Origin of the sequence: Acinetobacter sp. YH12218 (assembly GCF_013417925.1) — a bacterium.
In the GTDB taxonomy this organism is placed as follows: Bacteria; Pseudomonadota; Gammaproteobacteria; order Pseudomonadales; family Moraxellaceae; genus Acinetobacter; species Acinetobacter amyesii.
Genome location: NZ_VPDB01000048.1, coordinates 1 through 25,324, shown reverse-complemented (window position 1 = coordinate 25,324; position 25,324 = coordinate 1). Strand labels below are relative to the sequence as shown.

At 41.7% G+C, this 25,324-nt stretch carries 19 protein-coding genes, 1 rRNA gene and 2 pseudogenes; 7 read left to right on the top strand and 15 right to left on the bottom strand.

Annotation, left to right across the window (positions count from 1 at the left end):
* On the top strand, positions 1–323 hold a 323-nt coding region (gene tnpA / locus FTV03_RS12815; RefSeq protein ID WP_218950651.1), incomplete at its 5' end, for an IS200/IS605 family transposase.
* A 61-nt stretch (positions 324–384) separates the two neighbouring features.
* Here the strand turns inward: tnpA and FTV03_RS12810 are convergent.
* Positions 385–1,218, bottom strand: a pseudogene (locus tag FTV03_RS12810) (efflux RND transporter periplasmic adaptor subunit); the annotation flags it as partial.
* A 151-nt stretch (positions 1,219–1,369) separates the two neighbouring features.
* Between FTV03_RS12810 and FTV03_RS12805 the strand changes: the two are divergent.
* The 4 genes from FTV03_RS12805 (at position 1,370) to FTV03_RS12790 (ending at position 7,450) form a co-directional block, all read left to right on the top strand.
* Positions 1,370–1,993 (top strand): TetR/AcrR family transcriptional regulator, encoded by a 624-nt coding sequence (locus tag FTV03_RS12805; protein WP_180041604.1) that lies wholly within the window; start codon positions 1,370–1,372, stop codon positions 1,991–1,993.
* 153 nt (positions 1,994–2,146) lie between these two features.
* Positions 2,147–4,831: a phosphoenolpyruvate carboxylase gene (gene ppc / locus FTV03_RS12800; RefSeq protein ID WP_180041603.1), complete on the top strand. Its 2,685-nt coding sequence runs from the start codon at positions 2,147–2,149 to the stop codon at positions 4,829–4,831.
* A 296-nt stretch (positions 4,832–5,127) separates the two neighbouring features.
* Positions 5,128–6,432, top strand: a complete 1,305-nt coding sequence (locus tag FTV03_RS12795) for a solute carrier family 23 protein (RefSeq protein ID WP_180041602.1) — start codon at positions 5,128–5,130, stop codon at positions 6,430–6,432.
* A 115-nt stretch (positions 6,433–6,547) separates the two neighbouring features.
* Positions 6,548–7,450, top strand: a complete 903-nt coding sequence (locus tag FTV03_RS12790) for a LysR family transcriptional regulator (RefSeq protein WP_180041601.1) — start codon at positions 6,548–6,550, stop codon at positions 7,448–7,450.
* 9 nt (positions 7,451–7,459) lie between these two features.
* Here the strand turns inward: FTV03_RS12790 and FTV03_RS12785 are convergent, their stop codons facing one another.
* The 8 genes and pseudogenes from FTV03_RS12785 to ilvD (FTV03_RS12745) form a co-directional block, all read right to left on the bottom strand.
* Positions 7,460–8,197, bottom strand: coding sequence for a sulfite exporter TauE/SafE family protein (locus FTV03_RS12785; protein WP_168379429.1), 738 nt, complete (start codon positions 8,195–8,197; stop codon positions 7,460–7,462).
* 163 nt (positions 8,198–8,360) lie between these two features.
* Positions 8,361–9,029: a hypothetical protein gene (locus tag FTV03_RS12780; RefSeq protein ID WP_257220789.1), complete on the bottom strand. Its 669-nt coding sequence runs from the start codon at positions 9,027–9,029 to the stop codon at positions 8,361–8,363.
* A gap of 58 nt (positions 9,030–9,087) precedes the next feature.
* A pseudogene (locus FTV03_RS18195) lies at positions 9,088–9,237 on the bottom strand (IS3 family transposase); the annotation flags it as partial.
* 301 nt (positions 9,238–9,538) lie between these two features.
* Complete coding sequence (locus FTV03_RS12765; RefSeq protein ID WP_180041599.1) at positions 9,539–9,853, bottom strand: hypothetical protein; 315 nt, start codon at positions 9,851–9,853, stop codon at positions 9,539–9,541.
* Between the two features lie 228 nt (positions 9,854–10,081).
* The gene (locus tag FTV03_RS12760) at positions 10,082–10,369 is read right to left on the bottom strand and encodes a chorismate mutase (protein WP_078191648.1); all 288 of its coding nucleotides are present in this window, start codon (positions 10,367–10,369) and stop codon (positions 10,082–10,084) included.
* Positions 10,350–11,672, bottom strand: coding sequence for a hypothetical protein (locus FTV03_RS12755; RefSeq protein WP_180005355.1), 1,323 nt, complete (start codon positions 11,670–11,672; stop codon positions 10,350–10,352). The genes FTV03_RS12760 and FTV03_RS12755 overlap by 20 nt, the downstream gene beginning before the upstream one ends.
* 151 nt (positions 11,673–11,823) lie before the next feature.
* Positions 11,824–13,509, bottom strand: a complete 1,686-nt coding sequence (gene ilvD, locus FTV03_RS12750) for a dihydroxy-acid dehydratase (protein ID WP_180009589.1) — start codon at positions 13,507–13,509, stop codon at positions 11,824–11,826.
* Positions 13,510–14,195: 686 nt separating this feature from the next.
* Complete coding sequence (gene ilvD / locus FTV03_RS12745) at positions 14,196–16,025, bottom strand: dihydroxy-acid dehydratase (protein WP_111885144.1); 1,830 nt, start codon at positions 16,023–16,025, stop codon at positions 14,196–14,198.
* A gap of 437 nt (positions 16,026–16,462) precedes the next feature.
* On the opposite strand from ilvD (FTV03_RS12745), the gene fmt reads away from it, so the two are divergent.
* A complete protein-coding gene (fmt, locus tag FTV03_RS12740) occupies positions 16,463–17,422 on the top strand; it encodes a methionyl-tRNA formyltransferase (protein ID WP_180041598.1) in 960 nt (319 codons plus the stop codon).
* A complete protein-coding gene (gene rsmB / locus FTV03_RS12735; protein WP_180041597.1) occupies positions 17,422–18,729 on the top strand; it encodes a 16S rRNA (cytosine(967)-C(5))-methyltransferase RsmB in 1,308 nt (435 codons plus the stop codon). Before fmt ends, rsmB begins: the two co-directional genes overlap by 1 nt.
* 75 nt (positions 18,730–18,804) lie before the next feature.
* Here the strand turns inward: rsmB and FTV03_RS12730 are convergent, their stop codons facing one another.
* The 6 genes from FTV03_RS12730 to rrf form a co-directional block, all read right to left on the bottom strand.
* Positions 18,805–18,912 carry a methionine/alanine import family NSS transporter small subunit gene (locus FTV03_RS12730; RefSeq protein WP_180041596.1) on the bottom strand — a complete coding sequence of 36 codons (108 nt, stop codon included), beginning with the start codon at positions 18,910–18,912 and terminating at the stop codon, positions 18,805–18,807.
* Between the two features lies 1 nt (position 18,913).
* Positions 18,914–20,398, bottom strand: coding sequence for a sodium-dependent transporter (locus FTV03_RS12725; RefSeq protein WP_180041595.1), 1,485 nt, complete (start codon positions 20,396–20,398; stop codon positions 18,914–18,916).
* A 368-nt stretch (positions 20,399–20,766) separates the two neighbouring features.
* Complete coding sequence (locus FTV03_RS12720) at positions 20,767–21,297, bottom strand: DUF1287 domain-containing protein (protein WP_373683561.1); 531 nt, start codon at positions 21,295–21,297, stop codon at positions 20,767–20,769.
* Positions 21,298–21,414: 117 nt separating this feature from the next.
* A complete protein-coding gene (locus tag FTV03_RS12715) occupies positions 21,415–22,860 on the bottom strand; it encodes an aldehyde dehydrogenase family protein (protein WP_180022914.1) in 1,446 nt (481 codons plus the stop codon).
* A 359-nt stretch (positions 22,861–23,219) separates the two neighbouring features.
* Positions 23,220–24,593: an MFS transporter gene (locus FTV03_RS12710; protein WP_180041594.1), complete on the bottom strand. Its 1,374-nt coding sequence runs from the start codon at positions 24,591–24,593 to the stop codon at positions 23,220–23,222.
* A 624-nt stretch (positions 24,594–25,217) separates the two neighbouring features.
* Positions 25,218–25,324, bottom strand: a 5S ribosomal RNA gene (rrf, locus tag FTV03_RS12705); the annotation flags it as partial.

Sequence of the window (25,324 nt, the reverse complement as noted above, 5' to 3'; positions counted from 1 at the left end):
TTTCAAATGAGATGATCAATCGGCTTGAAGAAATTGTAAAAAAGAACTGTGCTGATTGGGAGATTGACTTGATTGAGTTCAATGGTGAAGCTGATCATATTCACTTATTGTTAGATATGCACCCGAACATCATGCCAAGTAAATTCATCAATAATCTAAAAACTGTATCAAGCAGACTGATACGCAAGGAGTTCGGTGAAGAACTAAAACCTTATTATTGGAAACCTGTGCTTTGGACGAGGGCATACTGTCTACTTACAACAGGTGGAGCGACAATTGATGTAATTCGAGAATACATCCAAAACCAAGAGAGACCCGACTGAAAAGGCGTGCTATCCATCTCCATCTAAATCACAGATTATAGATGGAGAATTCCGCACATTTAGTTAAAAATACCCGTGCACTTTGCCCCAGTTGAATGGCGCTATTGCCTTCACGTAATGCCACTTTGACACTATAAGTACGAGACTGATCGGCAGCAGGACTAATTTCACGTACATAGCCTGCAAATTTTTCCTGTGGTTTCGACCACAAGGTAACCCATGCATCCTGCCCTGTTTTAATTTCAGTAACCGCTTGTTCAGGCACACCAATGACCACGTCACGTTCACCTGCTATCGCCAATTGAAATGCCGGTTGTCCTGCTGCAATCACTTGACCAATCTCAATATTACGCTCAGTAATGACCCCATTTTTATTGGCAATTAATTGGTTATAACCGGTCTGATTACGACTCACATCATAATTTGATTGGGCTTGCTTTAAGTTCGACTGTGCTGCTTTATATTGGTTTTCCACTGCATCGTACTGCGAACGACTCACAGCATTGACTGGCAATAATTGCTTAAAGCGTTTTAGTTCATCTTCAGCAATCTGTGCAGCGGAACGCGCACTTTCAAGCTGTGCTTGTGCTGCATTCAGTTGCAACTGTGCATCTTTGACGTCTAATTTTGCCAAGACTTGCCCGACTCGGACTTGGTCTCCAACATCGACATAGCGCTCAGTGATTTGGCCGCCAACCCGAAAAGCTAAAGCCGTTTGCTGGCGTGCTTGTACATCACCCGCATAACTTTTCTGTTCAAAATGTGTGGCACCTGGCTGAGTCACCATCACAAATGGCACTTCCTGTTCCGTTTGGGCTTTATCCTTGCTGCATCCCCATAAGGTCACACTGCAAACGATAATCATGCTGACAACTGTGATCTTAATCGTACTCATGAAGTTCGCTCTTAATAAAAAGTCTTTTTTAGGGCAGAATATTATTCAATTAATTTGGTTATTTTTTAATTAATAAACCATGCGGTACATTAATTAGATTAATTATCCTAAATCAATGACCTTTTCGCCTTTTTTGGAATTTTTTCAGCAAATGAATGTCGGCCGCCCAAAAGACTTAGAAAAACGACAACGGATTTTAGAGTCTGCAAAACAATTATTTTTAGAAATGGGCTATCACGGTTGTAGCATGAATCAGATTGCGCAACATGCAGGAGTCACCAAACTGACGGTCTATAACCATTTTCAGGACAAAGCCACTTTATTTACCAGTGCAATTGAAGATACCTGTGAATATATTTTAAATACTCGCCCGCAACATCTGCACAGCGAAAGTCATTTTATGCAGGCTTTCGTTGAAATTTGTGAGTTGGGGCTGAACATCATGAATTTGCCAGAAGCCATTAAACTGGACTTATTACTTTTGGAGTTGGCTGCCGAACACAGTCCCTTGGTGGAACAGTTTTTCCGTGCCTCACATTTGAAAATGCGCCAAGTCTGGGAGAATTTCTTTCAAGACGCAGCAGCTTTAAATTTCATTCAGCAGGATAATCCTGCCCGACAAACTGAACTGATTGTGTCGCTACTGATGGGACTACGCCATCAAGAAGTCTTATTGGGCATGCGTCCAGTACCTGAAACAGCAGAGCGACAGGCCATTATTCACTCTGCCATCGACATCTTTATGCTGAAATATCAACTCGGCACACAGAACTAAGCATTTTCTGAAATATTTCAAGGCTAAACTGAAACAAATGGCATAGCTACTGCTCATTTACCTAGAAAAGTCATCCGACTTTTGTCTGTACCCCCCTTTTGCCACAGCACTTTCGGGGTATAGTCGAGACAGGAATACGCGGAGAAATAACAAATGATTCAACAAATTGATGCTCCATTACGTGAAGACGTGCGCTTACTGGGCAATTTATTGGGTGAAACCCTAAAGCAGCATGCAGGACAAGATTTGTTTAATCAAGTAGAGCAAATTCGTGCTTTGTCTAAAGGCGCGCGCGATGGACAAGTTGAAGCCGAAAAACAGTTAGAACAATTATTTTTAAATTTAAAAGATGAAGAAATTCTGCCACTGACCCGTGCATTTACGCACTTTCTGAACTTTGCCAATATTGCCGAACAATACAATGTGGTGCGTAGCCGTCGCCAAAGTGAGTTTGATGAGCAAGCGCCATCACCGAATCCACTCGATCATTTATTTGAAAAATTTAAAAGCAATAACATCAGTGCAGAACAACTGTTCCAACAAATTTGTGAATTAAAAATTGAACTGGTCCTGACTGCACATCCAACCGAAGTCAGCCGCCGTACCTTGATCCAAAAATATGATGGTATTAATGAATGCCTGTTTAAAATGGATCAACAAAAACTTACGCCACGCGAACGCAAAGCCGTACTGGATGATTTAAAACAACTGATTTGCTCGGCATGGCAAACGGATGAAATTCGTCAACATCGCCCGACGCCTGTCGACGAAGCTAAATGGGGCTTCACGACCATTGAACAGACCTTGTGGAATGCTGTACCCAAATTCATGCGTGAATTGGATGGCATGGTTCAAGATCATTGTGGCAAGACCTTGCCTTTAAATGTTGCCCCTGTGCGCTTTGCGTCATGGATGGGCGGTGACCGTGATGGTAACCCAAACGTCACCCATAATATTACTCAAGAAGTGCTTTGGCTTTCACGTTGGAAAGCTGCCGACCTGTATTTACGCGATATCGAAGACCTGCGTTGGGAACTCTCTATTCAAGAATGCAGTAAAGAACTCAGTGACGCTTTGGGTCATTTCCACCCTGAACCCTATCGTGAATATCTCCGTGATGCACGTGAACGCCTTAAAGCCACTCGTCACTGGTTGGCACTGAAACTTCGTGGTGAAGATGCTGACGATAGCCAAGTCATTAAAAGCCGCCATGAGCTGCTTGATCCACTGTTGGTTTGCTACCGTTCACTGATCGACAGCGGTTTACCTGAAATTGCCAATGGTCAGTTACTCGACTTTATTCATCGGGTGAATTGTTTCGGTATCGAATTACTCAAACTCGATATTCGTCAGGAATCCACACGTCATCGCCAAGCCATTTCAGCCATTACTGAATATTTAGGTTTAGGCAATTTTGAAACATGGACGGAGCAAGCCCGTCAAAACTTCTTGATTCAGGAACTGCAAAGCAAACGACCACTGCTACCGAAGTTTTTAAATGAGCCAAAACAAAGCCTGATTGAACATCCAGATGTGCAAGAAGTCTTTGCAACCATGCGCACTTTGGCAGAGCAACCACCTGAAAGTTTAGGGGCTTATATTATTTCCATGGCAGAACATCCGAGTGATGTCTTGGCCGTATTGTTACTGCAAAAAGAAGCGGGCATCAAACAAGCGCTACGTGTCGTGCCACTGTTTGAAACTTTAAAAGATTTGGATGGTGCAGCCCGTACCATGAATACCCTATTCAATATGCATTGGTATAAACAGCATATTCAGGGTAAACACGAGGTGATGATTGGCTATTCAGACTCAGCCAAAGATGCGGGCTTTATGTCGGCAAACTGGGCGCAGTATCGTGCACAGGAAGAATTAACCGCAGTTGCGAAAAAGCATGATGTACAACTGACATTATTCCATGGCCGTGGCGGTTCAATCAGCCGTGGTGGAGCGCCGACACAGCAAGCGCTGTTTTCACAGCCACCGGGTTCGATTTCAGGAGCGATTCGTGTCACAGAACAAGGGGAAATGATTCGCTTCAAGTTTGGATTAGAAGGCATTGCCTTACAAAACTTGGAAATTTACACCGCTGCGACCTTAGAAGCGACCTTATTGCCACCGCCTGAACCGAAACAGGAATGGCGTCAGCTCATGCACAGCATGACGGATCTGTCGGTACAGGTGTATCGTCAAACCGTGCGTGAAAATCCGCATTTTGTAAAATACCTACGGACTGTAACGCCAGAACTGGAACTACAAATGTTACCGCTCGGCTCACGCCCAGCCAAACGTAAAGTTAGCGGTGGGATTGAGTCTTTACGTGCGATTCCTTGGGTGTTCGCATGGACGCAAATCCGTTTGATGCTACCTGCTTGGCTTGGTACAGGTGCTGCGATTAATCAAGTGATTGATCAAGGTCAAAAGCAGACACTCGAAGAAATGTTAGAGCAATGGCCGTATTTCCAAACCCTGATTGATATGTTGGAAATGGTCTTGTCCAAAGCCGATGGTCATGTGGCGCTTTATTATGAGTCTCATCTGACGGATGACGCAGACCTCAAACAGTTGGGCGAAGAGTTACGTCAGCGTTTACGTGATGCGGTACAAACGCTATTAGCACTCAAAGGTGAATCGAAATTACTCAGCAGTAACGATGTGCTCGACCAATCCATGAAAGTACGTAAGCCCTATCTACTGCCGCTACATTTACTACAAGCCGAGTTAATGAAACGCCGTCGTGCTTATTTGGCAGCACGCCAAGCAGAAAATACGCCTGTTGATCATGCCTTGATGGTAAGTATTGCCGGTATCGCTGCCGGTCTACGTAATACTGGCTAAAACTTCCAACCCCAAACGAAGCACATCCATGGATGTGCTTTTTTTTAAGCAATCACTTTAGCTTTAAATTGTTTAGGAATATATAAAATAAGAAAAATTTATGAACTAAGATAAAAAACCAACAATGATTAATTACATGATTTAACATTAATTTTACATATAAAAAACTTTTACCACTTGGTAAAAATACATGTAAAGTCAGGTAATTAATTTGAACAAAATATTTTTAAAAGTAATTAAATCTTCTAAAAAACAAGAGTATGATGTGCACAATTTATCTTTTGAGTGCTCATTTTATGTCCAATTGGTTTCCCAAATGGCGCCCATACGAAGGCAATATTGATGCACGTCCTGTCGGTACCAATGAGTATCTTCCGCCTGTGCAAAGTGTTGTATTGGGGATACAGCATGCCTTTGCAATGTTTGGTGCAACGGTTCTTGCACCATTCTTGATGGGTTTTGATGCCAATCTTGCAATTTTAATGTCGGGCATCTGTACCATCTTGTTCTTCTTTATGACTGGTGGTCGTGTACCAAGTTATCTGGGCTCAAGCTTTGCCTTTATTGGTGTGGTCATTGCCGCAACAGGTTATGCAGCGTCAGGTACTGGCGCGCCAAATGCCAATATCGCGATGGCTGCTGGCGGGATTATGGCCTGCGGTATTTTATATGCCATTTTTGGTTTTATCGTGATGGCAACGGGTACCCGTTGGATTGAAAAACTCATGCCACCTGTAGTGACAGGTGCAGTGGTGATGATCATTGGTCTCAACCTTGCCCCAGTGACCATTAAAGGGGTTGCCGGTAATAACTTTAATATGTGGATGGCTTTAGTAACCGTACTATGTATGGGTTCAATTGCTGTGTTCACCAAAGGTTTATTACAACGTCTATTACTCTTAGTTGGCCTTCTACTCGCTTACTTGGTGTATTACATCATTTCCAATGTCATGGGTCATGGCACACCAATCAACTTCGTTCCAGTACAAGATGCAGCTTGGTTTGGTGTTCCGCACTTCCATTCACCCGTGTTTGACTTCAATGCCATGCTGATCATTGCACCGATTGCTTTGATTTTGGTGGCTGAAAACTTAGGTCACATTAAAGCTGTGGGCGCGATGACAGGTGAAAATCTCGATCCGCACATTGGTAAAGCCTTCGTTGCAGATGGTGTTGCAACCACACTTTCAGGCGGTGTCGGCGGTCCGGGTATGACCACTTATGGTGAAAACATTGGTGTGATGGCAGTGACTCGCGTTTACTCAACCATCGTCTTTGTCTTTGCAGGTGTCTTTGCCATTTTCCTTGGTCTTTCTCCAAAGTTTGGTGCGATTATTCATACCATTCCGCAAGCCATTTTGACAGGTGCATCGATTGTTGTATTTGGTCTAATTACCATTGCAGGTGCGAAAATTTGGATTGAAAACAAAGTCGATTTCTCAAAAAATAAAAACCTGATGGTGGCAGCAGTCACGATTATTTTAGGTACAGGTGACTTTGCACTTCAATTCGGTAACTTCAACTTAGGTGGTATTGGTACTGCTACATTTGCAGCGCTGATTTTGAACTGGTTCTTTAGCTTGGGCGATAAATCAGAATAAGCCTCCAAAGCATTTAAAAAAGAATACAACATTCATTTGAAAAGCGGCCGAAAGGTCGCTTTTTTTTATAGCTGCTCTTTCGGTAAGATAAGGCATTAGCCAAGGAATGCACCGTATGCGACTGGATTTGTTCGACCTTCAATTGGTGCTGCACATTGTAGACAGCGGCAGTCTGACCAAAGGCGCTGCTCGTTCTGCCATCTCGCTACAAGCAGCCAGTGAACGGATTAAAAAACTCGAACAGCATTACCGCACAGCCCTGTTCACTCGCCAAGCCAAAGGGGTCAAACTGACCCTTGCCGGTCAAACCTTGGTTGAACATGCACAGCGCATCTTAGGTGAGGGGCAAAAATTAGAGCACGCTATGCTGCCCTTTGCGCGTGGGCTGAGTTCCAATATGACCTTATGGTGTAATTCATCTGCACAAAGTGAATATTTGCCGGTCTTGCTGCCACGTTATTTACTGGAAAATCCCAACACACAAATTGAGCTGCATGAAGCCGAGTCTAAAGACATCATTGCAGCGATAGAGCAAGGCAATGCACAACTGGGCTTAATTTCAGGTTTCTTTAAATCTGCACAGTTACAAACACTAGAGTTTGCAGATGATCCTTTGGTACTGATTTGCCCTATAACTCATGAATTGGCCTCGATATCTAGCGTCAAACCCGCAGAGATTTTAAATTATCCCTTTGTCGGTTTGATGCAATATCATTCCTTGCAACAATCGATCGAGGCACAAGCCAAATTATTCGGCTGTGAAATTCAGTATCGGCTGCGTTTGCCGAACTTTGCCGCGATCGCCCAAGTGGTGGCGAATGGTGTGGGCATTGCCATCATGCCAAAACGTGCAGCCCAACGATTAATCAGTTTATATGCCTTTGCCCAAGTTGAGCTCAGCGGTGACTGGGCCAATCGAAAATTGCTGCTCACCGCACGTAATTTTGATGATTTACCCTTAAATTATCAGCATTTCAGTCAGTTTCTACTGTCACAAAAATCTACTTTAGATGGCTAAGTCTAGGCTTCAAATCACGCCAAACTGGTGCAGCATCATATAGCCACCGAGGGCAATCAACCCGATAAAAAACACCTTACGGAATTTTTGTTCTGGAATGCGGTAACGGATTTTTTTCCCTGCCCACATGCCAATGAGCGCAGGAACCAGTGCCATGGCTGACATGGCATAATCAATCGGGAGATCTTCCACAGGATTTTGCTGTAAGAACACCGCCAAACAAATAGTTGACGTGGTAAAGGCCAAACCGAGTGACTGTACGAGGTCATCGCGTTTCAGTTGCAAACCTTGCAAATATGGCACCACAGGAATCACCACCACACCGGTCGCAACAGTCAGCGCTCCACCGAGATAACCGATCATTGGAGATAGCCATTTTTCATGTGGTGCAAAGTTCGGCAAGCTTTTGGCACAAAGCCCATACAGTCCGTATAGTGCCAACATGCCCCCCAGTAAAGCTTCACTTTTAAATTCACCATGTCCTAAAGTTGGAAAAATACTCCAAATTGAACCGACGATAATCCCAAGTAACAAGGGCCAAAAGCGTTGAATTAGTCGCAGCACCTGCCCTTCGGCAAATAGTTGCCAAAAGTTGGTTACCATGGATGGAATGATTAATAACGTCGCTGCCTGAAATGGACTGATCACCATGGTGAGTAAGCCCATCGATACCGCAGGCAGGCCTAACCCAATCGTGCCTTTAATTAGACCTGCGATTGCAAAAACTGTGATGACGAACCAAATCATGGCAAAACTCGCTGAAGAATTGGTTCTATGCTATGCAATTCAGACACTTTGAAAAATCAGTGTTTTTGGAATAGAGCCTCAATAAAAAGTTGAGGCTGTGCTTGAAATCAGCTATAGACAAGGTAGTTGGATTCAATAAAAAAGGAATTACAACTTATTTATTTTAATTACTCTCATAACTACTCTTTTGCTCTTCAGCTAAACCATAAGAACTTTCGAATTGATATTTCACCGTTTCATCTTGAATCGAATCAATAAATTTTTTTATTTTATTTTTATATTCAACGTTCCCTGATTTATACATTGATAGCAAATAGCCCCACTCACCATAAATATACTGAGGGTCATTTTTTGATACTTTCCTTAATTCTTCTTTTAAAATCAATGCTAAATCGGAATAACATTTTTCATATTCATCTTTCGATCTTTTAGCATAATAGCTTAACTCACACTGAGTCACTAAAAGTTCCTGACTGAAAGAGTCCTTTAACATTTTATGATTAAGATTATAAGCCTCTTCATACATGCCTGTTGCTAAGTAGATTTGCATTTCAATCTTTTGTCGTTCTTGATCATTCGTGATCTTTTTTATTTCAGACAAACTATCTTTCATTACTTTATCTGCGTTTTCTTTATCTCTCAGATTAAGTTTATTAATAGTATTTTTATAATCATTTATTATAGCTGTATCTTCTTTAGACAGCGTTGAAATTGATTCTTTTTTTTGAGCTTCTTTAACTTCATTCTGATTCAAACTAATTTTCTCAGACGAGCAAGCAGTACTACCAAATATAAAAAATAAGGTTAAGAAAATAAAAAAATGCTTCATCATACTTCTCTCGCTGCGGAGTTTAAGGTAAAGGTATGAGTTTTAAAGCTAAGAAATGATCCTAGACAGTATCGTGGACAACAGATCCCTCTAAATTATTAAAATATTTCTGTTCAAAGGCTTCAGGACTTAACCTGCCAATTGCAGAATGCTTTCTGATTCGATTGTAGTAAATTTCAATATATTCAAACAAGACAGCATTGGCTTCCCTGAGCTGCTTGACATCTTTTTCTAAGTCTAGAATACGCTGTTGTTCTGGTGAAAGTTGACGTTTGCTTGAACCAACTAGATTAGCTTAGCGAATCCAGTTATCTAAGGTTGATACCCTACACCTAATTTATGGGCGATTGAAACTACAGACTCGTGTGAGTTTGAAAGCGCATAATAATTAGCTTGTTGTATATTTTTAGACTACAGCGTTTAGCTATTTTTATATCTCTAAAGTTAACCTTACTTTATCTTTAGAGGGAATATGTGCCCATTATTTTGTCTAGGATCAAACGACTATCTATTTATTCAGGATCTAAGTAGATAATTCCCACATCAATTTTATTAAGATGGTCAAAGCCTGCCCTATCTTCGGGAACTTGATCTACATAGAGGTCAGCATATTCAATTCTTTTTGTTTGATAATTAGGGAATGAAAAAAATAAATCTCCTGTACTATTAGCATAATCTACTGGAGGTTTCTTTAAATAGTATTTTTCAGTTTTAGCAGGAATAAAGAATTTTCCATTCGCATCTAATTTAGTATCAGGATCTGAAAGAATACCATTTACGCCAATATATCCTAATTTGTTTTTTAGAGGTAACTGGCTTTGTTGCATAAATATGTAAGCATCTGATTTAAATAAATTTAATTTTGGATCAAAAAATAATCAAAACCTTTAAAATCATATAGTTATGAAATCTTTGTGCAACAAAGCCTAATTGGATAAAGAATAACAAATAAAAAAATTAATAAAATTTCAAAATGTAAATCAAATCATTATTTTTCAGTTGGTGATATTAAAAAAGAACATTAATAAATTTGATCTAATCTCAAAAACTAAAAATTACGGTCGAATCTCTTTCAACTCACGTTGAATAAAATGCTGAATCATATCGCGGTATAAACGTTCCACAATATCTGCATTTACACCGTGCTCTGTGGCTTGTAGACGAATTTTACTAATCACCGCTTCGACACGTTCTGGTGATTGAACATCCTGTACTGAACGCTTAAAACGCACCGCTTGATCGACATAAAACTGACGTGCAGCAATGAGCTCAATAATTCCCTGATCAATCACATCAATCTGTGCGCGGGCTTGCTCTAATGACTCAACTTTTTCTTTCTTCATCTTCTCTGGCTTCACTTTCAGCGGTGTTTTCACTTTTATACTTCTCTTCTAACACATTACTGAAAATACTTTCAATCATCCAAACGCGATATAAACTATTAAATACATAGCTTTGACCTGCAATACGTAATTCTAAAACAGGAAAATCGGGCTGTGACTTCATCTCACAGTGCATATCATTTTCTTTTAATTTTTCAGCAATATCCTCAGTGATCAGTTCAGAAATCTCTAACTCATACTGTAAAGCCTGAAAATGTGCTTTGAAGGATAAATCACGCCCTTTGGTCCATACAGCCTCCAAAATGCGATACATCGCATCAATACGCTGCTCTTCGGGCGCACTGTAGTAAAGCTGTGACATAGCTAATGTCGCAGCTTCTGTAGGCCGGCAAAATGGCGTGAACTTAACTTCGGTCCGTTTAGACAGACGTGTTGCCAAACTCCAGTCAAACAAATCACGACCGTGATACGACAATGGATACACATTCAACTGAATATTATAATAGTCCGCCAATTCCTCACGAATATAAGCCAACAGTAACCATGAAATCGGATCTTCCATCGCGATGTAGAGATCAAGCTCAGGATCGAGTCCCTGAATTTCATTCAACTCTTCTGCATCACTGATCAGGTGCTCACGCCATTCAATATGATTGATCATAAAGATCGGGTTATCTGTCAGGAGTTTTTGTTGTTTTAAACGGCGCGTTAAACGCAGTAAATCATCTACAGCATGGTACTTACGTTCACCAAACTCAAAATAGCCCGATAAAATCGGGGTATCGGTAAAGATACGTTCAGGAAAATCTTGAGCTTTATGATGACGGCTGGCCATCGCATACAGTGTTCTCAGCTTGCCATACTGCTTTTGCCACAGCATGTGGAACACATCTTCAAGTAAATAAAGAAAATCTTGGCCGCGTAATGGCGTATTTTTTAGAATAATTTCGGCTTGTTCTAAAGCTTCGGCGGTCGGTTGTTCAGGTGTTTCATGAAAACTAAAACGATGCTGCCGCGCTAAAATTTGGGCATCATTCAGACAATATTGTTGCCATTCTATCGATGACATTTGATTAGGAGGTTCAGCACTCTGACGACAAATAATCACTTTCAGTGGTTTAATTTCATCACTGAGAATTTCTTCTAATTGAGGCAGTTGCTGCGCAGCCAAATAGCTATAAACATCATCCAGTCGAAGATAAACACTCAGACCTTGTTCCGTGGGTAACACCGCTTGTCGGGTCGGTTTCTGATAAAACCAACTCGATCGGATTGGATCGAACCAACGGCGTAACAGTGACATGCGTTTTTTGCCTCAAAATGATGAATTGTACCGAACCTGCCAGCACATGCTTAAAATTCAACTTCTATTATGAAGCTGTTTTAAATGAGATATAAGCCTTGTGCAAAACTTATATCAAGTCAGGGCTGAATGTTCAATGTTTAACAATGGATTAGACGTCTAGATTTAGGTCAGTCACCGCACCTTTTTCCGCACCAGAGGTCAACTTGGCAAATTTAGCCAAAGCGCCGTGGGTATAGTTTGGTTTCGGTTTGACCCAGGCCGCGCGACGTGCAGCAATTTCATCCTCAGCCACATGCCAAGTCATTTCACGGGTTTCAGCGTTAATTGAAATTTTATCGCCGTTTTTAACCAAGCCAATTGGGCCTCCTTCATAGGCTTCTGGTGTCACATGCCCAATCACAAAACCATGGCTGCCGCCCGAGAAACGCCCATCAGTCAACAGTGCAACAGATTGGCCTAGACCTTTACCAATAATCGCTGAAGTCGGTTTTAACATTTCCGGCATACCCGGCCCGCCTTTCGGCCCAACACCGCGGATCACCACCACTTCACCTTCTTGTACTTCGCCATCTAAAATACCGCGCATGGCACCCTGCTCACCCTCAAATACCCGCGCAGGCCCCTCAAAATACAGCCCTTCTTTACCGGTAATTTTAGCCACTGCACCCGTCGGCGACAAATTTCCTTTGAGTACCACCAAATGTGAATCCTTTTTAATTGGCGCATCAAACGGCAAAATAATTTGCTGTCCTTCAGGATAATCCTCTACATCGGCTAAGTTTTCCGCCAAAGTTTTGCCCGTAACGGTGAGGCAAGAACCGTCGAGCATGCCGGCATCCAGCATGCGTTTCATGAGCGGCTGAATGCCGCCAATGGCAATCAGTTCCGACATTAAATATTTACCCGATGGGCGCACATCGGCCACCACAGGAATATCTTTGCCAATACGCACAAAATCATCCAAAGACAGTTCCACGCCTGCGGTATGCGCCATGGCAATCAAATGCAGTACGCCATTGGTTGAACCGCCTAAAGCAATCAGCACTTTAATCGAGTTTTCAAAAGCGGCTTTGGTCATAATGTCGCGCGGCTTAATATCGAGACGCAGCAGGTTCATCACGGCTTCACCTGCGCGTTGGCAATCTTCAATTTTATCTGCTGAAACTGCTTCCTGCGCCGATGAACCTGGCAAGCTCATGCCTAAGGCTTCAATCGCTGAAGCCATCGAATTGGCCGTATACATACCGCCGCACGAACCCGGCCCCGGCAGCGCGACTTCTTCAATCTGCTTCACTTGAATTTCATTGATTTCGCCTTTGGCGTGCTGACCGACTGCTTCAAATACCGAAATCATATCGGTATGCCCTGCTCCGGGTTTGATGGTGCCACCATAAATAAACAGGCTCGGACGGTTTAATCGCGCCAAACCCATGATACAGCCTGGCATATTCTTGTCGCAGCCGCCTATGGCAATTACGCCATCATAGGCCTGACAGCCCAACACAGCTTCAATGGAATCGGCAATGATTTCCCGCGATAGCAATGAATACTTCATGCCTTCTGTACCGTTGGAAATGCCGTCAGAAATGGTGATGGTATTGAAAATAATGCCTTTCCCGCCTGCAGCATTCACCCCACTTTCAGCTTCACGCGCCAAGCCATCAATATGCATATTACACGGCGTGACATTGGCCCAAGTCGAAGCAATACCAATAAATGGGCGTTTAAAGTCTGCATCTTGGAAGCCCGTGGCACGCATCATGGAACGTGCAGGCGCATTCTCTATGCCTTCATAAACAGGAGCAGAATGTTCGCGGATATTATTTTTACTCATTGTTCTTCCTTGGCGATGGCTGATTTTGGCTTCAGCCTTGGCGGATTCTTTTAAATTTATTGTATAGAAAGCGCTCAGCATGTAAAAGAAATTACATCTCAACAAAAAAGATTTTTAGCGCATGCAATACCATTCAATCACATGACAAAACGACATGGATGTCGCTGTTTTCCTGTATGGCAGGGATGCCATATCAGGAGAACAAAAGATTTTTGTTACTTTTGATCTTTCAAAAGTAAGGGATTGCCTACACAAAGCCATATAAATTATAGCTACTATTCGAGGCTGTCTTTTTAGAATTTTAATGACATCCACTAATTATTAAATTTTATTTATTTGCTTCAAGAAACATTATTTTTAATCAGATTAAGAAATCTATAACTTAGAATTATTGTCCCATTATTTCATTTAAAAGCTGATTACAGCGGAGTCTTACCTCTATAAAAGCTAATTTTCGGAGCTCGTATGTTACTTTTGTTTCGGCAAAAGTAACCAAAACCATTTGTCATCCGCAAAACTCGGCAACTGTTTGCAACTAAAAAAATGATCGCAGAAACATTCACTTTTAAATTACCGTTTACCTCAGACAGTTGCGGATGACATTTCCTCGTATCCAATGCAAGTTATGTAGATGTAAATTAAAAAAGCACCCCATGTGGAGTGCTTTTTAATTAAACATCTAAAGTTTAGATTTCACGTACTGCGCCTTTCGCCGCACTCGTGGTATGCATTGCATACGCTTTCAATGCTTTCGAAATTTTGCGTGGACGCTCTTCAACTGGATGCCAACCTTTGGCTTCTTGCGCTGCACGGCGAGCGGCCATGGTTGCTTCATCAACAGCAAGGTTGATGGTACGGTTTGGAATATCAATTTCGATTAAATCGCCATCTTCCACTAAACCAATTGCACCACCTTCTGCTGCTTCAGGTGAAACGTGACCAATAGACAGGCCTGACGAACCGCCCGAGAAACGACCGTCAGTCAATAATGCACATTCTTTGCCTAGACCTTTCGATTTTAAGTAGCTGGTTGGGTACAACATTTCTTGCATACCCGGACCACCACGTGGGCCTTCATAGCGAATCACAACCACATCACCGGCTTTGATTTCATTGCCCAAGATCGCCTCTACTGCTGAATCTTGGCTTTCAAACACACGTGCAGTACCGTTGAATTTCAAGATTGAATCATCTACACCCGCAGTTTTTACGATACAACCATCGAGCGCAATGTTGCCGTAAAGCACAGCTAAGCCACCGTCTTTCGAGAACGCATGTTCAGCATTACGGATCACGCCATTTTCACGGTCACCATCTAGTCGTTGGTAATATCGATCTTGTGAGAATGCGGTTTGCGTTGGTACACCGCCCGGCGCTGAACGGAAGAATTGGTAAACGTCTTCATTTTCAGTACGGATAATGTCCCATTTATCTAAAGCATCTTTTAAGCTTGCTTCGTGAACAGTACCTACAGATGTGTCCAATAAGCCTGCACGGTCTAATTCACCGAGAATGGACATGATACCGCCAGCACGGTGTACATCTTCCATATGTACGTCGTTTTTCGCAGGTGCAACTTTACATAGAACAGGCACTTTGCGAGATAAACGGTCAATGTCATCCATCGTGAAATCAACACCCGCTTCATTGGCAGCCGCCAACAAGTGTAGAACGGTATTGGTTGAACCACCCATCGCGATGTCTAAAGTCATGGCATTTTCATACGAGGCTTTGGTCACCATTTCACGTGGCAATACGCTGTAATCATCTTGTTCATAATGACGTTTAGCCAATTCAACAATTAAAGAGCCTGCGCGTTCGAATAATTTTTTACGGTTTGCATGTGTTGCCAGTGTAGAACCGTTACCCGGTAAAGACAGGCCCAATGCTTCTGTTAAGCAGTTCATTGAGTTTGCGGTGAACATACCTGAGCATGAACCACAAGTTGGGCATGCAGAGCGTTCGTATTCTGCTACTTCTTCATCAGTATAGTTGTCATCTGCAGCCACAATCATGGCATCAATCAAGTCGATCGCTTTGTCATTGCCGCGGATTTTGACTTTACCCGCTTCCATTGGGCCGCCAGAAACAAATACCACTGGAATGTTCAAGCGCATTGCCGCCATCAACATCCCTGGGGTAATTTTGTCACAGTTGGAAATACATACCATGGCATCGGCACAGTGCGCGCTCACCATGTATTCTACTGAGTCTGCAATCAAGTCACGTGAAGGCAATGAATACAGCATACCGTCATGGCCCATCGCAATACCGTCATCGACTGCAATGGTATTGAACTCTTTAGCTACACCGCCTGCTTGCTCAATTTGACGCGCCACGAGTTGACCAAGGTCTTTAAGATGAACGTGACCCGGTACAAATTGAGTAAATGAGTTCACGACGGCAATAATTGGTTTACCGAAGTCTTCATCTTTCATACCAGTTGCGCGCCATAAGCCGCGCGCACCCGCCATATTTCTTCCGTGTGTCGATGTTTTTGAACGATAGTCAGGCATTTTATATTTCCAACAAAGTTTGAGCTTGAAATGAATCCTACAGATTCACTCTGGCTAAATCATACTGACAATGATGTAAAATCAGTCGAATTTTAAACCTATCATACACCAAGCCATTGTTTTTAAAGATGGCTTTTTAAGCTGAGATTTGGGCAGATGGGTCTATCAATAAAAACGAGTGATTTGACGACAAAAATCTTTTAACTGAAATCTACTATACCGCCATCAAAGGCTGCACAATACAAAACTTTCATGAATAATTTTTAAATTTTATATAAATATAATTTATTTAAAAATTGCAAATTTGCGATTTTGGGTTATGAAATCATTGAGCTTGGACAGCTTCAAAGTTGCAAAAATCAATTTCTAATGTTCTAAATTACGCATTAATCATTTGCTATAATCCACATATTCAACACAGATTCGGTTCATTCATTTTGAAAATCATCTTTGCCGGTACGCCAGAATTTGCCGCAACAGCACTAGCTGCTTTGCTCAACACACAACATGAAATTGTTGCGGTATACACTCAACCTGACCGCAAAGCTGGACGTGGACAAAAACTCACAGCTTCTGCCGTAAAGCAATTGGCTTTAGAGCACCATATTCCTGTTTACCAACCCCTTCATTTCAAATCATCGACTGAAGAAGGTTTAGCCGCACAAGCGGAATTAAAAGCTTTAAATGCCGATGTTATGGTGGTTGCAGCCTATGGTTTGATCTTGCCGCAAGTGGTGCTAGATACCCCGAAATATGGCTGTCTGAATATTCATGGTTCATTGCTGCCACGTTGGCGTGGTGCAGCACCGATTCAACGTGCCATCGCAACAGGTGATATTGAAACAGGTGTCACCATTATGAAAATGGCAGCCGGACTAGATACTGGCGACATGATGTATAAAACCATCTGCCCGATTGAAGCAACGGATACCTCTGCAACTTTGCATGACAAACTTGCAGAGCAAGGTGCAACTGCAATTACTGCCGTTTTAGACACTGAACAAACATTGCAGCAATATCTGGACAGCCGTGAAGTCCAAGACGAAGCATTAACGGTTTATGCACATAAGCTTTCAAAAGCTGAAGCAAAAATTGATTGGTCCATCGATGCTGTACAAATCGATCGTAACATTCGCGCCTTTAACCCGTGGCCGGTGGCATTTATTCAGTTGGATGAACAAAACAATTTACGCGTTTGGCATTCTGAACTTTCTGCTGCATCTGCACCGAATGCTCAAGCAGGTGAAATCATCGCCATCGATAAAAAAGGCATACACGTTGCCTGTGCCAATGGCAGCGTGATTATTTTGACTTCTTTGCAATGGCCGGGTGCTAAACCACTCAACCCTGTACAAATTTTACAAACCCAAAAATTGACTATTGGACAAATTTTATAATGAAGCAATCTCCCAACGCCTCGACCCGAGACCTTAATTTACGTGCTCAGGTAGTGAAGACGTTATTGGCTGTCCAAAATGGTCAATCGCTGCAATCGGTACTCGCACAGCAAATGAATATCGTGTCAGATAAAGACCGTGCTTTATTCCACGAATTGGTGCTCGGTTGTTTACGTCAATGGTATGCATTGAAACAACTGACTTTACCGCTTCTGTCTAAACCGGTAGATAACCAAGTGGTTGAAACCTGTTTATACCTTGGTTTGTACCAATTATTGTGTACCCGTGTCGCGGCTCACGCTGCAATTTCTGAAACGGTGGAAGCTGCAAAACAATTGGGTATGGGAAGTCTAAGTGGCTTAATCAACGCAATTTTGCGCCGTGCAACACGTGAAACAGAACAGTTCTACGACGTACTTGAACAAGCCACCAATTTACCAAGTTGGTTATCTAAACGTTTGAAAAAAGACTGGGGTGAACAATTTGACGAGCTCAGCTATGAGCTTAAACAAATTGCGCCACTGACGTTACGTGTTAATACACGCCAAGTGAGCCGTGACGAATACCTCGATATTTTGGAAGATGAAGGCATCGATGCACATCGTTGTGAACTGTCTGATGTCGGCATTGTGATGGACGAAAGCCTACACATTCCAAGCCTGCCGGGCTTTGAAGCAGGTGGTTTCTCGGTACAAGATGAACATGCTCAGCTGTGTGCAACACTCTTGCCAAATCTCGATGGTAAATTCGTGATTGATGCATGTGCTGCGCCGGGTGGTAAAACCGCACATATTTTAGAGACCTTCCAACCGAAGAAACTCATCGCATTGGATCAAGATGAGAAGCGCCTGAAACGTGTGGTTGAAAACCTTGATCGTTTGGATCTCGATGGTAAACATGTCGAAATCCAAACCGCCGATGCCATCACCTATACTGCACCTGAACTTGCTGATTGCATCGTGCTCGATGCGCCATGTACTGCTGTCGGTGTAATGCGTCGTCATCCTGATATACGTTTACTACGTCAATCGGGCGACATTGCAAAAACTGTAGTGTTACAAAAACAAATTTTGGAAAACATGTGGAAGCAGCTTAAAGTCGGCGGCACGCTGCTTTATATCACATGCTCGATTTTAAAAGCTGAAAATGAACAGCAAATGGTTGAGTTCTTTGCCAATCATGCCGATGCCCAAGAAATTAAAATTGAAGCGGATTGGGGTGTTGAACAAATCCATGGTCGTCAATTGTTCCCGAAAGTGGGCTATGGCGATGGCTTCTTCTACTGCCGCATTCAAAAAACAGCTTAATCTACAATAGAATTTGCTTTTTAGCACCACATAAAAAAGGAACCCGAGGGTTCCTTTTTTTATCAACGATGAAGCTTAATCTTCTTCATCTGGATGTTTTGCTAAATGGATCGACGCTAAAAGTAAACCACCCCATAGCAAAACAATTGATAAAATCATCATGATCATTGCAGATGTATTCATATTAATTCTCCTCTGGACCTTTGTCTTTACACAAGCTTAATAGAACAGAACCCAATACAAAGAAGGCCAATACCGAACCACCCACCAACCAAAGTGTCGTTGCAGGATAACCGCCATAACCTTCAGTTGCGACAGCCTTAATCGTCAATACAAGTGCAACCAATAATGAAATTGGGGTGATCACGGTCAATAAGAAATTCCAACCTTGACCCAACTTGATACTTGAGTATTGATTTGCATGCTCTTGTAATTGTTTCATCAATGGACGATGGAACCACGACACCAAAATAATAGAGAGTAAACCACCACCCACGATCCCAATGTTATTGGCAAAGTAGTCAATGATATCAACAAAAGTAATGGCACTTTGTGTAGAGAATAAAAGTGTAGATACGATTGCTGAACCGCCCGCAACAATCGTTACAGCTTTATTTTTTGACCAACCCAATTTGTCTTGAAACGCTGCAATTGGCACTTGCAAGATACTCACCATAGAGGTAATCCCTGCAACCACCAACGAAGCAAAGAACAAGAAGCCAAACAAATCACCGCCTGCCCCCATACTCGAAATGATTTTCGGGAAGGCAATAAAGGCTAAACCAATACCACCAGATACTACTTCTTTTACAGGTACACCTGAACTTTGTGCCATGAAACCAAGTGCTGCAAAGACGCCAATACCCGCTAAGATTTCAAATGATGAGTTGGCTAATGCAACGACTACACCTGAACCGGTTAAGTTGGTTTTTGCTTTTAAGTAAGACGCATAGGTCAACATGATCCCGAAACCAATCGATAACGAGAAGAAGATATGACCAAAGGCTGCTAACCATACTTTATAGTCGGTCATCGCTTCCCAGTTTGGCGTAAAGAATGCATTTAAGCCTTCTGCCGCACCCGGTAGACGCAATGCTTGAATGACTAAAATGCTAAATAACACGATCAATAACGGCATAAAAATTTTATTGGCAAGTTCTACACCACGACGTACACCGCCATAGAGAATGAACATCACCACAGCCCAAACAATGACTAAACCAACAAATAAAGTCGGAACAAAACCAAATGTTAAGCCATCACCATTTTGTAGATAGGTTTTAAAGAAAAAGCTTTCCGTATCTGAGCCCCATTGTTGTCCAATGGCGTAATACATGTAACTACCGGCCCATGACAACACGCTGGCATAGTAGATCCCGATGATCAGGGTCACCATCACTTGCCACCAACCCAATGATTCAGCATTCATTAACTTTTTATAGGCTGTAGGTGGTGCTTTACGGAACTTATGTCCAACAACATAGTCCAAAAAGAGTAAGGGTAAACCTGCTGCAAAAATTGCAATCAAATACGGTACTAAAAATGCACCACCACCATTTTCATAAGCAACATAAGGGAAACGCCAAATATTCCCCAAACCCACGGCTGATCCAATCGCCGCTAAAATAAAGCCTGATCGCGCAGACCAGCTTTCACGATTATCTGACATAGAACACCTAAACCTCAGGCATCTTTAACTGCTGCTTGTTATGATTATATCGCGAGCAAAAAAAGAACCATAAAAATAAAAATTCTGGGTGTTTGATCTGGTGAGATACCTTATGAGCGTCTATACCAAATTGCAAACAGAAAAATCACATGCGCATTTTGGTTAAAAACACCACAAATAACTTTCCCTTTGTATGAATTAACAATACTCACTTTTTTTAAGTTTTTCTGTAATTTCTACGGCAAATATTCCATTTTTATAATATGTTTAAGTTTAAATGTTCATTTAATCAGCTTATTTTTCATACAATTTAAGTTATCAATAATATAACTTTTAGGAATGTTTTATTTCCTATTAAATTTTTAAAGTTATTTCACTCGATAATGTCCAGTAATTTTATAGGCATGCAAAAGATCTTCTTCCTGTGTGCCCTCTCCAATATTATGGATGATGAGCGGAACATCGCTAGCTTTCACTTTACGATCTGAAACCACGCCAATATGCACTAAACCACGCCCTAAGTCCCAAGTGACAATATCTCCTGCCAAATACTGCTTATCTTTGACAACATAGCCCTGACGTTGCATCCAAGTTTGAATATTGGGAACACGTCGATGATCAATATTTTTATCGGTTCCTTTTAAGCCCCATTTTTGTGGATACTGCTTAAAATTGGCTTTCATATCTTCATGAATGGCTTGTTGTAAATCAATCCCTTGCTGTCGTAATGCACGAATTACCACGTCGGTACAAACACCCTTGATTAAAGGGACATCTCCCATTGGATAACGCAGTGCAGTATACGCAGGATCATAATATAAGGTTTTCCCAATTTGACTGCGTGCATCCGTCACCATTTGAGTGGCGTTAAAGGCAAAGACAGCCATATTCACGGTCATCAAACTGACCAATAATAAAATTCGTTTCATTTTTCTTATTCACTTTAGATTTTTTGAAATGATTCAAAAACTGGGCTTCGAACAGATCCATACTGAACCAAGCCCAAGTTTAAACTGCTACAGTTTTATCGCCAATACGCGTTCTTCTTGCATATCTCGAATGGCAGACTGAATCCCTTCACGACCTAAGCCAGAATCTTTTACGCCACCATATGGCATGTTATCAACACGGAAAGATGGAATGTCATTAATAATCACTCCACCGACCTCTAAGTGATTCCACGCATACAACATTTTATTCAAATTTTGCGTATAGATGCCCGCCTGTAAACCAAAACGGCTGCTATTAATTTTGGCGATACCTTTTTCAAAGTTTTTGTATTTCTCTAAAATCGCTACAGGGCCAAAGATTTCATCTTTATACACTTCTAGCGATTCATCGACATTTTCTAATAAAATTGGATCGAGCAAAGCCCCCTGATGTTCACCACGAACCAAAGCTTTAGCTCCTTTTTTGACTGCTTTATCGACCCATTTATGCACGCGTGTTGCTTCTGCTTCCTTAATCATTGGACCGACCATGGTGCTTTCCAACTGTGGATCATCCGCTTTAAGCTGCTTCATTCTCGCCACGAGTTTTTTCTTCACATCGGCATAGATATCGGCATGCACCAAGATGCGTTGAACACTAATACACACCTGCCCTGCATGGTTATACGCCCCACCGACTAAGCGTTCAATAAATGCCGCTGAAATTTCAGTATCAGGCTCAACCAATACAGCAGCGTTGCCACCGAGTTCCAAAGTCACTTTTTTACGCCCCGCACGCGCTTTCATATCCCAGCCGACAACATCGGAACCGGTAAAGCTGAGCAGTTTAAATCGGTCATCTGTTACCAAGACATCTGCATGTTCACGTGGACAAGGTAAAACTGAAAAAGCACCTTTAGGTAAATCCGTTTCTGCCAAAACTTCCGCAATTTTTAAAGCTGAAATAGGCGTCAAACTTGCAGGCTTCAAAACAAATGGACAGCCTGCGGCAATGGCAGGTGCAATTTTATGCGCAGTCAGATTGATCGGAAAATTAAACGGGCTGATCAAGGATACAGGGCCTATCGGCACATGTTTGACCATGCCTTGATAGCCAGATGCCGCTGCAGTAACCGCCAATGGGATCATGCGACCATCATCCATCTGTGTGACAGCATCGGCAGCAATTTGAAAGGTATTAATTAAACGTTCAACTTCAGCAGCTGCGGCTTTACACGGTTTTCCACCTTCCGCAATTAAAATTTCAGTCAATTCTGCACGCATTTCATTAAAACGTTTAACACAGTGCAGTAAAATTTTTTGTTTTTGAAAAGGTTCCAATGCCGCCATTGCAGCACTAGATTTGACCGCTGAATCAATGGCTTTTTCAATGGTTGCAGCATCTGCGAGCGCAACGCGTGCATATACGTCTTGGGTATATTTTTGATTCACTTCTAACCACTGATCGGTAGTCGCTGCTTTACCTGCAACATAGAGCGGATAATCTTTTATATCTTGTACGGCTTTGGACATGACGATATTTCCATGATCTTGAGACATTATTGATAAATGTGAATAAATCTATGCCCTCTATCATGCGCTGACTGAGCCCAGAGTTCACTATATTTAAGTAACAAAATAAACCACAAGCCTCAAACTCAGCTACCTAATTGCCCTGAATACCATCACTATTTTCAGATCTATGCTTGCACTGAAAACACGATGATCGAGTCTCTATATAACAATGACATTAAATTAGAAAGCTGTTTAAAATATTTAATTACATTATTTATCAAATCATTAATAAATTTTTCAAAGTTAAATTAATCAAAAAAAATATGAGTACAACATAAAAAAAGCCCATCAAATGACGGGCTTTTTAAATCTATGTTTTAGCTATACGAACGCTGTGTTTTCACTGAAGTCTTATTCACATTTTCTAAAGCGGCAACCTCTTCATCCGTTTGCGCTTTGCGAATAAAGAACACTGCAATCGCTGCGATGACTACTGGAATTCCCACGGCCATAAAGTTAATTTGATGTGGCAATTCTTGTGATAATAAATAGCCGATCAGAATCGGGCCAACAATCGCACCTGTACGACCGACTGCAGATGCCCATCCAATACCTGTCGAACGTACAGACAACGGATAGTACTGTGCAACATAGCTATAGAGTAAGATTTGAGAACCAATTGCTGATGCACCTGCGACTGCAACCAAAAGATAGATCACAGGCTGTGGTGAATTAAAGCCGAGTAAAGATAGTGCCACAGCACCTGCAAGACATAATGTAATGATCACCGGTTTTAAGTGGAATTTGTCCGCTAAAATACCGCCGCCAATCGTACCAATTACGGCACCAATATTCATCGCCAATAGGAAGGTCAAACTGCTACCTAATGAATAACCTGCGGCCATCATTAGTTTTGGTAACCAACTGCCTAATGCATAAAGCGTTAATAGACACATAAAGAAACACAGCCAAAACAACATCGTACTTACGCCACGACCTTGCTTATACAACGCTTTAACAGACGTTCCACCCGGAACCGCAACTTCAGTCAGTTCCAGTTGAGTATTTGCAGTCACGGTTTGTTCAGGTGCAATGGTTTGAATCATACGACGTGCTTCATCATGACGATTCACCTTCACCAAAAATGTGAGCGATTCAGGTAAAAATTTCCAAGCAAATGGCAACAGTAACAGTGGAATACCCGCAATGAAGAACATGATTTGCCAGCCATAATCCGCAGTAAACCATGAACCAAAGAGAGCCGCCATGATGCCACCCATTGCATAACCACTGAACATAGTGGTCACTAAAGTACTGCGTAGATGCTTAGGTGCATATTCAGATGTCAATGCCACAAGGTTCGGTAATACCCCACCAATGCCAAGTCCAGCAATAAAACGTAACGCGCCAAATTCCGTTGGATTTGATGCAAAACCGCCTAAAAATGTGAATGTACTGAATAAAAATACACAAATCATGATAACTTTTTTACGGCCAATCTTATCAGCCAAAGTACCAAACATCATGGCACCAAACATCATCCCTGCAAGTGCTGTACTCGCTAGCATACCTGCCTGAACAGCTGTTAATCCCCAATCTTTCATTAATAAAGGCAGCGCAACACCATTGATCGCTAAGTCGTAACCATCAAATAAAATAAGAATTAGACACCACATCATGATGCTGAAATGCGATTTTGTGAACTTAGCGTTATCGACAACGCTATTCACATTCATTGTGCTTGTAGACATTGAACCTCACCTCCAATTGTGAGTTTTATTTTTCGCTACAATGCCGTTTTTGAATGTAAATTGTCCAAAATTACAAAGGTATAGATCCATACCTTTCAGATATATCCATGTCGTTTGGGAATAAAATGTCATAAAAACTTAGATATTTTTGAAATATTTATACATAAAAAAGTCGATGGACTGTGGGTCTAGTTTTTATAATGATTAATTTTCAATGTGTTACTAGAAGCTAAATCACAATCAGACGATAGATTATTTGATATGAAAATTGTCAGAATAAAACTCAAATTTTATAGAAAAAAACCAGACTCTACGATCTAGGTCGTAGATTTCTAAATCATAAGGCATCAGCCATCACTTAAGTCGATAATTAGGCATTTAAACTGTTGTTTTAGCTGACTTACATTCAGGTTTTCCGACATTTTTAAGCTGAGAATTCCTTCAATTGATGATTTTTAAATGCGTTTATTGTCTAATAATCATCCATGTTTAAATAATTCAAGCCACAATCTATCAATATTTTTATCATCTCCCTGTTTTATGCTTCTGCTTATCTTCTTTTCCCCTTTTCTCCACACATAAAAAAACACCCCCTGCACTAGTCAGGGGGTGTTTCGAATAATGAGCTGGCGATGACTTACTCTCACATGGGTAACCCCACACTACCATCAGCGCTAAGAGGTTTCACTTCTGAGTTCGGGAAGGGATCAGGTGGTTCACTCTTGCTATTG

Excerpts from the sequence above, each read along its gene's own strand:
- FTV03_RS12805 (WP_180041604.1), top strand. The coding sequence starts at position 1,370 with ATGAATGTCGGCCGCCCAAAAGACTTAGAAAAACGACAACGGATTTTA.
- ppc (WP_180041603.1), top strand. The coding sequence starts at position 2,147 with ATGATTCAACAAATTGATGCTCCATTACGTGAAGACGTGCGCTTACTG.
- FTV03_RS12795 (WP_180041602.1), top strand. The coding sequence starts at position 5,128 with ATGTCCAATTGGTTTCCCAAATGGCGCCCATACGAAGGCAATATTGAT.
- FTV03_RS12790 (WP_180041601.1), top strand. The coding sequence starts at position 6,548 with ATGCGACTGGATTTGTTCGACCTTCAATTGGTGCTGCACATTGTAGAC.
- FTV03_RS12785 (WP_168379429.1), bottom strand. The coding sequence starts at position 8,197 with ATGATTTGGTTCGTCATCACAGTTTTTGCAATCGCAGGTCTAATTAAA.
- FTV03_RS12780 (WP_257220789.1), bottom strand. The coding sequence starts at position 9,029 with ATGATGAAGCATTTTTTTATTTTCTTAACCTTATTTTTTATATTTGGT.
- FTV03_RS12765 (WP_180041599.1), bottom strand. The coding sequence starts at position 9,853 with ATGCAACAAAGCCAGTTACCTCTAAAAAACAAATTAGGATATATTGGC.
- FTV03_RS12760 (WP_078191648.1), bottom strand. The coding sequence starts at position 10,369 with ATGAAGAAAGAAAAAGTTGAGTCATTAGAGCAAGCCCGCGCACAGATT.
- FTV03_RS12755 (WP_180005355.1), bottom strand. The coding sequence starts at position 11,672 with ATGTCACTGTTACGCCGTTGGTTCGATCCAATCCGATCGAGTTGGTTT.
- ilvD (WP_180009589.1), bottom strand. The coding sequence starts at position 13,509 with ATGAGTAAAAATAATATCCGCGAACATTCTGCTCCTGTTTATGAAGGC.
- ilvD (WP_111885144.1), bottom strand. The coding sequence starts at position 16,025 with ATGCCTGACTATCGTTCAAAAACATCGACACACGGAAGAAATATGGCG.
- rsmB (WP_180041597.1), top strand. The coding sequence starts at position 17,422 with ATGAAGCAATCTCCCAACGCCTCGACCCGAGACCTTAATTTACGTGCT.
- FTV03_RS12730 (WP_180041596.1), bottom strand. The coding sequence starts at position 18,912 with ATGAATACATCTGCAATGATCATGATGATTTTATCAATTGTTTTGCTA.
- FTV03_RS12725 (WP_180041595.1), bottom strand. The coding sequence starts at position 20,398 with ATGTCAGATAATCGTGAAAGCTGGTCTGCGCGATCAGGCTTTATTTTA.
- FTV03_RS12720 (WP_373683561.1), bottom strand. The coding sequence starts at position 21,297 with ATGACCGTGAATATGGCTGTCTTTGCCTTTAACGCCACTCAAATGGTG.
- FTV03_RS12715 (WP_180022914.1), bottom strand. The coding sequence starts at position 22,860 with ATGTCCAAAGCCGTACAAGATATAAAAGATTATCCGCTCTATGTTGCA.
- FTV03_RS12710 (WP_180041594.1), bottom strand. The coding sequence starts at position 24,593 with ATGTCTACAAGCACAATGAATGTGAATAGCGTTGTCGATAACGCTAAG.